At 33.2% G+C, this 12,351-nt stretch carries 8 protein-coding genes; 4 read left to right on the forward strand and 4 right to left on the reverse strand.

Annotated features, from left to right (window positions below; translation table 11 throughout):
- On the reverse strand, window positions 1-331 hold a 331-nt coding region (locus ACJ5GX_RS05660), incomplete at its 3' end, for a glycoside hydrolase family 25 protein (protein WP_495292791.1).
- 177 nt (window positions 332-508) lie between these two features.
- On the opposite strand from ACJ5GX_RS05660, the gene ACJ5GX_RS05665 reads away from it, so the two are divergent.
- Window positions 509-1,771: an MFS transporter gene (locus ACJ5GX_RS05665; RefSeq protein ID WP_007302900.1), complete on the forward strand. Its 1,263-nt coding sequence runs from the start codon at window positions 509-511 to the stop codon at window positions 1,769-1,771.
- Between the two features lie 7 nt (window positions 1,772-1,778).
- Here ACJ5GX_RS05665 and ACJ5GX_RS05670 read toward each other — a convergent pair whose 3' ends face one another.
- Complete coding sequence (locus ACJ5GX_RS05670; protein ID WP_007302901.1) at window positions 1,779-2,702, reverse strand: RluA family pseudouridine synthase; 924 nt, start codon at window positions 2,700-2,702, stop codon at window positions 1,779-1,781.
- Between the two features lie 108 nt (window positions 2,703-2,810).
- Window positions 2,811-5,168, reverse strand: a complete 2,358-nt coding sequence (locus ACJ5GX_RS05675; protein WP_052264661.1) for an ankyrin repeat domain-containing protein — start codon at window positions 5,166-5,168, stop codon at window positions 2,811-2,813.
- Between the two features lie 173 nt (window positions 5,169-5,341).
- Between ACJ5GX_RS05675 and ACJ5GX_RS05680 the strand changes: the two genes are divergently transcribed.
- Window positions 5,342-6,628: a Na+/H+ antiporter NhaC family protein gene (locus ACJ5GX_RS05680; protein WP_052264662.1), complete on the forward strand. Its 1,287-nt coding sequence runs from the start codon at window positions 5,342-5,344 to the stop codon at window positions 6,626-6,628.
- Between the two features lie 174 nt (window positions 6,629-6,802).
- Here the strand turns inward: ACJ5GX_RS05680 and prfB are convergent.
- A protein-coding gene (prfB, locus tag ACJ5GX_RS05685; RefSeq protein ID WP_230440360.1) for a peptide chain release factor 2 occupies window positions 6,803-7,904 on the reverse strand; the annotation gives its coding sequence in 2 pieces (ribosomal slippage) (window positions 6,803-7,837 and window positions 7,839-7,904; 1,101 coding nt in all).
- Between the two features lie 155 nt (window positions 7,905-8,059).
- Here prfB and mgtE point away from each other — a divergent pair.
- Together mgtE and ACJ5GX_RS05695 are read left to right on the forward strand one after the other, a co-directional pair.
- Window positions 8,060-9,430 (forward strand): magnesium transporter, encoded by a 1,371-nt coding sequence (gene mgtE, locus ACJ5GX_RS05690; RefSeq protein ID WP_007302783.1) that lies wholly within the window; start codon window positions 8,060-8,062, stop codon window positions 9,428-9,430.
- 503 nt (window positions 9,431-9,933) lie between these two features.
- On the forward strand, window positions 9,934-12,237 hold the full coding sequence (locus tag ACJ5GX_RS05695; protein WP_495292792.1) for an NB-ARC domain-containing protein: 2,304 nt from the start codon (window positions 9,934-9,936) through the stop codon (window positions 12,235-12,237).
- Window positions 12,238-12,351: the final 114 nt, after the last annotated feature.

Consider the following 12,351-nt stretch of genomic DNA (forward strand, 5'->3'; position numbering starts at 1 on the left):
GATCATCACATTTTGTTGTTCTTCCTTCGCAAATACCAGTTGTAGCACTAACAGCTAACTTATTTGTACCTGGCTCAAAATTAGCTTTTTTAAGTTCGTTAACTATGTTATTCAACTGACCTTCAGGTGTTGAGGTCATCCTAAATACGTGATATGCCCCAGCTTGCACATTATTATCTTTCATACTTTGAAAATTTTGTCCAAATTTAGTGTCTTGAAAAGTTTCTCCCTCAGTTGCTTTGGCAAATGCAAACCTTACCTCATCCTTTGCAACTTTCAACCAATCAATCTCTCCATTCCAATGAGATACGTCTATACCTTTTTCACTCATACTAACCTCATAATTACAATAAATGTTGAATATAGAATATAATAGTGAAAATTTAATGAATATCTTGTGAGCATATTGTAAACAATTTTATACTAAAACAGTTACAAAGTTCTAAACTACAATCTATAGACAAAAATACTTGTTATTAGTAAGTTAAATTATAGTGAGTTAAAAATTATGAGCGATATTCAAAAAGCAATACTATCAAGTATAATCTGCAATATGATTATATGGTATGAAATAACTCTGTTTGGAGTTTTGACGCATATAATAAGTGACGTTTTTTTTTCATCAGAAAGCGACTACATAAAAAAAATCAAATTCCTTGGCAGTTTTGCAATTGGCTTTGGATTTAGACCACTTGGTGCGTTTATTTTTGGTTACATTGGAGATAAGTATGGCAGGAGGAAAATTTTACTGACTTCCGTAATATTAGCTTCGATATCGTCTACTGCAATTGCGGTTATACCTAGCTTTAGAGAAATAGGAATATTTTCTCCTATACTGCTTCTGTTTTGTAGGATAGTACAAGGAATGGCAGCAGGTGGAGAAACAAGTGTTAACTCTGCTTTTTTAATAGAGCATTCAAGCGATAAAAAAAATCTAGGATTCTTAGGGAGCATGAAAGCGTTTAGTGGTGCTCTCGGTTCTATCACATGCTTTGTAATGATAGCTATTTGCAAAAAGTTTACAGGTGAAAATTATGAAATTTGGGGCTGGAGGTTGCCCTTCTATTTCTGCTTCATTATGGGCATAATAGGCTTTTTAACAAGATATATAATGGAAGAGAGCTTAGCATATAAAATTCATGATCAAAATAGAAGCTTATCTGATTCTCCATTTTTAGAATTAATCAAAACCTACAAAAAAGCATTTATATTAGCAATTGGGCTTGGTATCGCTCAAAATGCAATCGTTTATTCGGTAATAATGTTTTATAACATATCTGTAAAAGCGCTTACTCTGTCAGGTATTGATATTAAAAATGTAGTAAGGATTATAGTTGAAATTACATTTGGAACGTCCGCAGTGCTATTTGCAATACTGTCTGATAAAGTTGGAAGAAAAAATGTAATGATTCCTACATTAGTAGCTCTAGCTTGCGCCGGTTTGCCGGTACTTTCGCTATTATCAAATGATAACCACTATATTGTCACGCTCTCTTTTCTGTTGATAAGTGTGCCGATAGGTGCATCTTTTGGAATATATAATTCTCTTGCCTGCGAGTTATTTCCAACAAAAGTTAGGTGCACCGGCTTTAGCCTCGCACATAACATATCTGCAGGTATTTTTGGCGGCCTTTCTCCATCGATATGCATGTGGCTTATAGAAAAAACCGAAACAAAACTTGCCGCAGGGATTTACCTTACTGTTTGTGCATTGATTAGCCTAATATCTGTACTTCAAATTAAAGCCAAAGACAAAAAAATTGATTGGTGAAATCGCTTTAGTCAAAAGATAGCGCTTCAATAGATTTTTCGATATGTTTAGGGACAGGAGCAGTAATAGTGACTTCTTTATTATTTGGCAATTTTAAAGACAAAGAATATGAATGTAGGTGAATCTGATTTGCTACTCCATCAATAAAAGCTTTTTTACCGCCATATTTACCGTCACCAAGAATAGGACAATTTATATGAGCTAAATGTGCACGTAATTGATGAGTTCTGCCAGTAATTGGTTGTAATTTTAAATAAGCAACATTATGTTTTAACCTTGCTATAATTAAAAAATGCGTAGTGGCATTTTGAGGTGAATCTTCATCAACGACTACTTTTTCTTGCCCTGAAATATATTTTTTCACCAACGGATAGTCTATTGTTCCATTATCTTTGCTCGGTATACCAAAAGTTAATGCTAGGTAAGTTTTTTTTATCCTCCGTCCTTTAAATTCTTCCATAAGGTATTTGGCAACGCTGGCATTGCGTGCGAATATTATTACTCCGCTTGTATCCCTATCCAGCCTGTGAACAATTTTAAATATTTCTCTCTCTCTTATTTGGTCAAGTAAATCACTAATGCTAATTTTTACCTTTATGCCGCCTTGAACAATGACCCCTGCGGGTTTGTTTATAGCTAGTATATATTCGTCTTCATATAATATGTTCTCTCTTAGTAGATTCACTAACTTTTCATTATATTTGCAGTCAGAATTAGTGTTCTCAATATAGTCTAAGTATCTTATCATTATAGTTTGCCCAGAGCTTACCCTATCGCTGGATTTTGCCGTGCAATTATCAACCTTGATTAATCCTTTCCTTAAAGACTTCTCAATTGCAGATTGTTTCAAATTGGGAAAAATTCTTCTAATGTACCTATCGAGCCTAACATTATTGTCTTCTACTAATATGGTTTTGATACCTTCTGACATCTTACTTATAAAAATTTTATTGTGTAAACTAAAATCTAACATACCTAATGTACTTCTCAGTTTCAGCTACTTGCATCGAGTGCTACGTGCTGGAATTTAGAGGATTATTTAACTATTTATAACGGCTTCATATTTTCCTACAGCTGAGTAAAGTGGTAACAATGATAGTTTCTCGATCATAGAGAGGTGAGTATTAGGCTCTTTAGTACTAGGGCCTTGACACGCTTCAGTGTTAGGCCCTAACTTCATACACTCAATGCCGTTAGCTAAAGATGTTACTCTTCTGACATTAACATTTTTAGTGCGATATGACCACCTGCAAGGACTATGTAATATTTGTTCTTTTACTCCATCCATTTCAGCTGAACACGCTTTAGTGTTAGTCTCTAACTGCACACATTTAATGTGGTCAGTTATAAATGCTACTCCTTTTTCATTAAGTTTAGCGTTATACTGTAATTGTTCAATTTGATTAGCTTGATCTCTTATCATACGTTCAAAGCTGATAGATAGATTATGTGATTCTATTTCTCTCAACATATGTGATTCTATGTGTTGCACTGTCATTAATTTTTTGTTTCTGAGTATACTTGATTCTAAGTTAAGCCGCGTAAGTATATCTAGTGCTCTTTGTTCTGCTTCCACTAGAAGATTACTTATGCCTTGATGTTCAGCTAAATCTCTTACAGTTTCACCACAGTGATCAGGCAATAAAGTACTTGCGCCATAACATAGTAAAGTCATTACTACTATCCAGTGTCTATGTTCGAAAGCATAAGCTAAAGGAGATTGCCCTGAGCTATCCTGTGCATTAACATTTGCTCCATATAAAATTAAGGTCCTTACTACTTCCGCATGGCCACCTTTGGCAGCTTTATGTAAAGCAGTTGATTCTAAATCGTCACGTGCATTAGCATTTATTCCAGATTCTAATAGAGCATGTACCATTAGTGTATCACCATGTCCGGCAGCACAACGTAAAAACTCAGCTACCATCAATTTCATCACATCCTTCCATATTCCAAGTTGTGTTATAGTAGTTACTGCTTCTAGATAATTATATGGACAAATAGAAAGTAATATTTTCTGTGGATCATTTGTCTCAATACTTGCTCCATGGGCTATTAGATAATTCATTACTTTTCTATTGCCTTTTGCGGCAGCACAATTAAAAGGAGTCCATCCCCATGCATCCTTATGGTTAACATTTGCTTCATAGTTTATTAAGAGCTCTACTGCTTCCACATTATCATTCGTAGCAGCAATATGTAAGGGAGATCGCCCAATTAACTTATCCTCTATATCAACACTTGCTCTATATCGTGATGTGGCCTGTAATAGGATCTCTAATATTAATGTATTATTCTTTGCAGCAGCCCAATATAAAGGACTCCATCCAAATACATCTACTATCTCAATATTTTCAACAATATTCTTATCATTTTTTATTATACAATTCACCATTGCTTCATCAACATTTGCAACAGCAATATGTAAAGGAGTAAGTTTAAGCGCTCCATTCTTCTTAACATCTGCTCCATTCTCCATTAAGTACTTTGCTACTTCTTCATGGCCATTATCGGCAGCCTTATATAAAGCAGTCAATCTCGCTAGATCCTCTGCATTAACATCTGCATTATTTTTTACTAAGATTTTTGTTATTTCTATATCGCCATTTACAGCTGGCTGATATAAAGTAGTTCGTTGAGATGAATCCAACTGATTAACATTTGCCCCTTTTTCTATTAGCTTGCGTGCTACTTCTGTGTTCCTATCTTCAACAGCCCAATGTAAAGCAGTCCATTCGGAAAACGGACTTGGTGCATTAATATCGATTCCTTTTACTTTAAGCATAGCATTTATTAAATTGTTCAGCTTAAAATCAATAGCTAAATACAATAACGTGTATGAAAAGCGTTCATGCAAACAATCTACTTTAAACCAATGATTTATATCAAACTTATTTTTCTCCCACTCTCTATACACATTTTTACTTGCTCTCTTTAGTGCCTTTAGTGTCTCTAATATCTTTCCTACATCTAGCATCACTGGTACCTTTTCTGAGATCTTTCGTGCATTTAGCACATCCTCTAGCGCCACTGCTTTTGATTCTTCTGATGTCTCTTGTACACCTAACCTTTTTAGCATTCTTTTTACCATCTGTTGAGCATTTGATACCCTTGACTCCTTTAGTATCTTTTTTGCTTCTTCTTTTGTCTGCGGTACATTTACCACCTTTAGTCTCTTTTTTAATGGCTCTTGTGTCTCTTGTACTCTTGGAATCTTGCTTGGTACTTCTAATCCATGCGATATCTCTTCTAACATTCTTAATATTTCTGCTTGCCCTAGTATCTTTACTTCCTTTAATAGCTCTTTTATTCTTTCAATTACATTGTCTTCACTTAAATTTACCTCTTGATCAATTACACCTAATATTATGTTCCACTGTTCATATGTCATTACCATGGCTTTACCTCATACTATAGAGTATTTTTTGATGCTATATATTATGGTAGAATAGTCAACGCATTTTCCATAGCGTAACTTGAGAGTCTAAAAGGACTGTTATTAACTTACAGAAAACCAAGCTTGCCTGAAATCACTTAATTGATTATAATCATAGCTTTTAAGGCAGTAAAATGACAGCTTTTTTTCCTTTGGTTATTTTTTTAATCTTATACCTTGGAAGTGGTGTCTATTTTTTCTTTATTGGAATTGATAATCCGCTTCGCCAAGTTTCACCGGTAATTTGCCTACTACCGGCGCTATTTTTTGCTGTTGCATGCAGTGCAGGTAAAATTCAACGTCACATCGATACTGTCATCGAGGGTATGGGCGATAAAAACACCCTTACTATGTGTTTAACTTTTCTATTTTCTGGAGCATTTTCTGTGGTGACTCAATCAATTGGTAGTGCAGATACTGTTGCTGATTTAATTCTCAAATTCCTTCCAGCAAGATTACTACTGCCTGGAGTATTTTTGGCTTCCGCTTTTATATCAACTGCAATTGGTACGTCTATGGGAGTTGTTGTATTAATGGTACCAATAGCTGTTAACTTAGCAAAAAATGGGGCTTTTGGTCTTGAAATAGGAACTGCAACTGTAGTTGGAGGTGCCGTATTTGGTGATAATCTTTCAATGATATCTGACACTACTATTGCATCTGTTTCTTCACAGGGGGCCACGATAAAGGATAAACTTAAAGTGAATTCTAAAGTAGCATTTGTTGCCAGCATTATAACGCTTGTCTATCTGGCAATTATGGCAGATAGTACAAAAATTATTCCTACATCAAATTTAGATTATTTATCAGTAATAAAGATTATTCCTTATATTTCTTTAATAATCATGGGGTTATTTGAAGTTACTACTTTAGTAACAATAACTATAAATATAATTGTTGCTAGTGTATTAGGGATGGCTTTTTTTGACTATACTATCATTCAACTCTCTCATGACATATATGACGGTTTCAAAAAAGTAAACGAGATAGTGATATTTGCTCTATTTATTGGCGGATTGAGTCATATAATGTACAAGCAGGGTCAAAAGGCATTACACAAACTTATCGATGAAAGCAATATCACAAAAACTAAAGCTGAATTTGTAATAGCGGGCATAGCATCTATGTTTACTGTTTTAGTTGCTAATAATACCATTGCTATTTTATTAAGTGGCGATATTGCAAAAAGGCTCGCGCAAAAGCATAATATTCCGTCATACCGTAGTGCATACTTGTTAGACATTTTTGCTTGCGTTACAAAAGGCATTTTGCCTTATGGTTCCCAGCTGCTGCTAGCAGGTAGCATTGCTTCTGTCTCACCTATTTCTTTGTTAACACAAGTTTATTACTGCTTTATTTTAGCAGCAGTTACAGTAGGTGAAATAATCATCAATGGCAGACGTTGCGCGGCTACAACTTAATGTACGAAGATTTCTCTTCATATTACATTTTTGTGCCCATAAGAAACGAGTTGCCATTTTCATCAGCTACTTGGATAATAGATATATTCACAAAATTGTTCCATTTTTCTCAATAGATTTTGGTTTTCTTTTCCCCTTATTAGCAGAGCATAAAACTTAGCTTTTTAATAAATCTCATTTTAACTCCAATACACTAACTATGAAACAATCTATATTGCCATCAAAAACGGAATTTATATTGCCAACTTCATGTCCAGTCCTTAAATCCTTTACCATTTGATATGGATGCATAACATACGATCTGATCTGACTGCCCCAACCTATATCGCATTTCTTGCCATATTCTTCGGCCATTTTCTGTTCTTTTTTTTCCAATTCAATTTGATATAAACGTCCTTTAAGTAGTTTAAGTGCTTCATCTTTATTTTTATGTTGAGAACGACCATTTTGGCATTGAGCTACAACGCCTGTTGGAATATGCGTAATACGTACCGCGCTTTCAGTCTTATTGACATGCTGACCACCTGCTCCAGAAGCACGGTAAGTGTCGATCTTTAAATCCTTTTCATCCACAACAATATCTATTGAATCTTCAATCACTGGAGTTACTCCTACACTTGCAAAACTGGTATGACGTTTACCATTTGCATCAAATGGTGATATTCTAACCAATCTATGAACTCCACTTTCGCTTTTTGCCCACCCGTAAGCTTTTTCTCCGATGATCTTTATTGTTGTAGATTTTATACCAACTGCATCACCATCTAATTTTTCTACAACTTCAACTTTAAAATTGTGATAAATTTCTGCCCATCTTGTATACATGCGCATGAGCATCTCAGTCCAATCATTGCTCTCTGTTCCACCGGCTCCTGAGTGGATTTCTAAAAAGCAGTTATTGTTATCTGCTTCACCAGTAAATAAGGATTCTGTCTCTTTAAGTTTGATTAATTTCTCTAGCTTTACTAACTCACCTTTAACTTCAGAAAAAAATTCTTCATCATTCTCATCAATAGCAGATTTCATCAAGCTGATAGAATCGTTGTAATCGCTTTCTAGCTTTGAAAACGATTCTATTTCATGCTTAATTTTAGAGCGTTCTTTTAAAATCTCTTGTGCTTTTTGATTATCTTGCCACAGATTATCATTCGACGCTTGAGAATCCAGCTCTTCAAGACGCAACTTCAATTTTTCTATGTCAAAGACACCTCCTGATAAGAGAAATACTTTTATTTAAGCCTTGAAAGTATTCAAGGATTTCTGGATGGGTTTTCATTATACTTTAGACTTTAATATATTTATTATCACTAACAATAACAGCAAACAAAATAGAAATTTAACCATATAATAGTTAATTCAAAATAATTTTATTATACTTGAATGTTCAATAAAATCAAGTGTGTATATTTATTAAAAAAATAAGGTAAAGTAATGAATATTAAAACAAGTTCTCATTATGGTTTAGACAAAAAGGCTATTGATGATTTAATAGAGTCTCTCGATAATCAAGAATTAGAGAATGTTCGTAATATTGTAAAAACGATAGATAGCGTTCAGTTAGCTTATTTTTTATCTACTTCGATCAATGATCACAGGGAGAAATTAGTTAATATCCTCGATCAACATTTGTTAAGTGATGCCTTAGTACATGTAGTACCAGATTTACAAGTAGAGATCATAGAAATATTGGGAATAGAAAATACAGCAAAGTTACTAATGCTTCTTGATATAGAAGACATAGTAGCTATAGTGAAAGATTTAGATAGAAAGTCTATAGAAAATATACTTAACTACTTACCCAATGCAACTCAAAAATTAGTAGAGGAATTGTTATCATACCCAGAAGAAAGTGCAGGAAGGTTGATACATAAAAATATGGTTATAGCTCCATATTATTGGACGATAAATCAGCTAATGGAATTCTTGCGCAACTATAAAAAAATACCAGAAACATTTTATCAAATTTTCATCATTAACTCAAAATTAGAACCCATAGGCATTTTCAACTTAAATAAGGTAATATCTCACTCAGGAGAAACAATAATAAAAGAGATAATGAGTCAAGATATAAAAATAATTAAAACTGGAATGGACCAAGAAGAAGTAGCAAGAATATTTAAAGATTACTCTCTATTATCAGCTCCAGTAGTAAATAAGAATGGTAAAATTATAGGTGTAATCCTTATTGAAGATGTAATCAAAATTGTTCAACAAGAAGCAGAAGAGGATGTGCTTAAAATAAGCGGTGTATCTTCTAAATCTGATATAAATGCCCCTATACATAAAACTATAATTAAAAGACTACCTTGGTTACTGTTTAACCTCTTAGCTGCAACAATATGTTCTATAGTAGTTGGCTTTTTCGATAACGTAATACAAAGTTTTATAGTACTGCCAATAATTATGCCAATCATTGCATCGATGAGCGGAAATGCAGGATCCCAAACAGTAACACTAACTATCCGGGCAATCGCAACAAAATATCTAACTGAGCAAAATGCAAAAAGAATACTGATGAAAGAATTTTTAATAGGTCTTATAAATGGAGTGATTTTATCTACAATTTCGCTCGTAGTATTAGCAATAAGGTTCCATAGTTTAAAAGTAGAGATCATTTTCGTAGTTTCCATGATTGCAATGTCGATCATTGCAACATTTATCGGCACTTTTATTCCTATAATGCTTCATCGTTTAAGATCCGATCCTGCTGTTTCGTCTTCAATCTTAACATCAGCAACAACTGATATTCTCTCAGCTCTTATATTTTTTGGTCTAGCCACGATCTTTTTATTAAATAGCTGAATCTTGCTATATAAAAATTGCTTTACAAGCTTTAACTGCCACGTTATCATTACTCACAGGTGCATTGAAGAAGAAAAATAACAGTCGATAAAGAAGTAAAAGTACATGAAACTGAGCTGCTTTAGTTTTAAAATAAAAACTAAAATAAGATGCTAAAGTATGCAAAAAAATTCTTGCTTTGCTAGATCTTTTTAGCTACAATGCAGTCTAACGTAATGAAAACATGAGGTGTGAGTCAGATGCATTGTATTATGTATATCACTCAGAAAGCAATTCTCGATTTTTTAAGAATATATCTAATTTAGTCAGAAGTCAAAAGAAAAGCACACTGTTACTCAGCAATTAAAGTTACCTAGGATTACCGTAAGGTTTCTACAGTAAATTTGTAGAGCAGTTTAGTACAGCTGTATAAGAATCAAATGAATTAGATATTAAAACCAATCTTCAGAAAAGAGATTTACGGTAAAATAATCAAGTATGAATATTAAAATATAGGGGGTTTTATGTTAGGTAAAGGAAATAAAGGAGAACGAGTAGCAGATGATCGAATTGATTATGTAGATGATGAGTCAACAATAGGAGCAAAAGGAGGTCTTGATCATGAAGATAGATTATCTAGTGGAGAACTTCAGTGTGGACCAAGTCAAGAGAGTCTTGGAGTAACAAGATCTTCATCTATAAGCAGCGGTAGTGTATGGTATAGCGCATCGAATGATACAGCCAATGTTATAAGTCTTACAGATAATGAAGTAGTGGAAAAAGCAACTTTTTTTGTTAAGACTTTTGTTAAAGAATTCGAGGAAAAATTATCTAAATATTTTGAGGAGGCAGAACCAGATTCAAATATACAAAAAATAAGTAAAGTTTCAGCCAGCTTTAATTCTATTTTGAATAATACTATTCCAGCAAGTCCACTAAAATTATTTAGTGTTAAAGTTAATGAGAGTATCAATTATTGTGTTATAGGAAAACAGCATAAGAAAAGAGCGAAAAATATTTTTACAATAATTATACCTTGCTACAAAGCTGAAATGAGAGAGATTTTAGTAAAAGCTGGCTTAGAAATTTTTCACAGGTTTGAGGAACCATTCATAAAGGTTGTAGATATCAATCCCTCTTTTTATCATAGGAGAGTTAAGAAGTTAGCAATAGATGCTGTACATAGAACAATGAATTACCTTTTAACTTCTGAGGAACAAGACTTTTCTGTTGATCTTATAACACAAGGTGTTGTTCTAGATAAGTCAAAAAAGAAAGGATATTTTACGCGTCCTGGATATGAAATAAAAGATGAGCAAGGTGGTGAAAGTTTAGTAACCTCAGAATTGTATGAATGGGTAGGAATAAAGAAAAAAGAAGAAGATGAAACTGTTAATTATTATCAATATAATTCTGAGGAACATAATCTAGAGGAATATAGATGTGCTGAAAAATACGGCTATCGGCTTCCCTTTGAATGGGAGTTAAGAAAGTGGGAAGAGGTAAAACAAAAGTATGTATCCATTAAAGCACCCATAGAAGGATATGTGTATATTTTAAATGATGAAAAAAAAGAAGAATTAGCTCGTTTTATATTAAAGGAGATTAATGGACAAGATCCTGTGAAAAGGAAAGATATAGAAGATGTAAAAGAACATCTTAGAAAACAAGATGAAGATAGGCGTCAATTTTCCTATAGTTTTGGCAAGACACCAGAAAATTTCATTGAAAGAAAAGAGGTGGTAAAAAATTTGAACCTAAGGTTACACAGTAGTAGTCAAGAAGTAAAAATGTCACGAGTAGTCTTAATTAGTGGGAAGTCTGGAATAGGGAAAAGCGAACTTGCTAGAGGCTATGGGTTTAGTGAAAGGCGTAAGGGTACTTGGGCAAGGATTATGTGGATAGATGCCTCGTCATATAACAAGCTTTCAAATTCATTTCATGGGTTGGCTGAAAGGTTAGGGATTTCTAGAAAAAGTGAGCAAAGGAGAGAGAGAAACATTAAATCTATTGTCGAGGATGTATATGAGTATCTTCAAGACACAAAAAGTTTGTTTGTTTTCGATGATGCTAGTAGTTATAAGGAGATTGAAAATTTTTTGCCATCAAGCTTTCCTGTTTTTTCTAATAGAGAAAAACCTTACGTTTTAATTACTTCTCCTAACAAGAATTGGAAAGAAGAAATAGAAGATATAGAAGAAATAAAGTTGGGTAATTTAAAAAAAGAAGAAGCCGAGGAATTTACTCGAAAAGCCTTAGGGGAAGATGAATCACAAGGTAAATCTATATCAGAGTTAATAGAAGAGTTTAATTGTTTTCCATTAGATTTGAAAGCAGCAACATCATGCATTAAACAAAAAGGTCTTAGTATTAGAGAATATCTGGAGGAATATAGAGTAGCTCAGCAATCAAAAACTGATTTTTTGGAGACACAAGTTGTTAATAAAAAATCTTTTAAAGCTTTGAAGGTTAACATTGATAAAATAAAAGAAGAAAAAAATGTTGGACAGCAAGCATATGTTATTTTAGTATTCATGGCTTACCTGGACCCTAATCAAATTAATACAAAAGAAATTTTTTTCAAGAGGGAATCAAAAGAAAATCAACAAAGGGTTTTGAATGCACTTGATCTACTTAATCAGTTCTCATTGATTGTATTATATATAGGGATATCAAAAATTCATAAAGAAGTACAAAAAATTATTAGGTTAGAGCAAAGTAAAGAAAAAAGAGAAGAAGAATTTTTAAGAAAAATAATGACATCATTGATGAATAATAACTGTAAAAATGTAAGCCATATCATATCTTACTATTACCCACAAATATAAATGGACATAAAAATAAAGTATTACAACATTAAAGTTTGCAAACATTGAGGGTAAAAAATGGCAAACAGGAATAATGAATGGGCTGAAAATGAATTTGGAGATGCTGTACTTGGA

This window comes from Wolbachia endosymbiont of Tuta absoluta (assembly GCF_059414725.1).

Bases quoted from the DNA above. Each gene is read 5' to 3' on its own strand.
- ACJ5GX_RS05665 (WP_007302900.1), top strand. From the start codon at position 509: ATGAGCGATATTCAAAAAGCAATACTATCAAGTATAATCTGCAATATG.
- ACJ5GX_RS05670 (WP_007302901.1), bottom strand. From the start codon at position 2,702: ATGTCAGAAGGTATCAAAACCATATTAGTAGAAGACAATAATGTTAGG.
- ACJ5GX_RS05675 (WP_052264661.1), bottom strand. From the start codon at position 5,168: ATGGTAATGACATATGAACAGTGGAACATAATATTAGGTGTAATTGAT.
- ACJ5GX_RS05680 (WP_052264662.1), top strand. From the start codon at position 5,342: ATGACAGCTTTTTTTCCTTTGGTTATTTTTTTAATCTTATACCTTGGA.
- mgtE (WP_007302783.1), top strand. From the start codon at position 8,060: ATGAATATTAAAACAAGTTCTCATTATGGTTTAGACAAAAAGGCTATT.
- ACJ5GX_RS05695 (WP_495292792.1), top strand. From the start codon at position 9,934: ATGTTAGGTAAAGGAAATAAAGGAGAACGAGTAGCAGATGATCGAATT.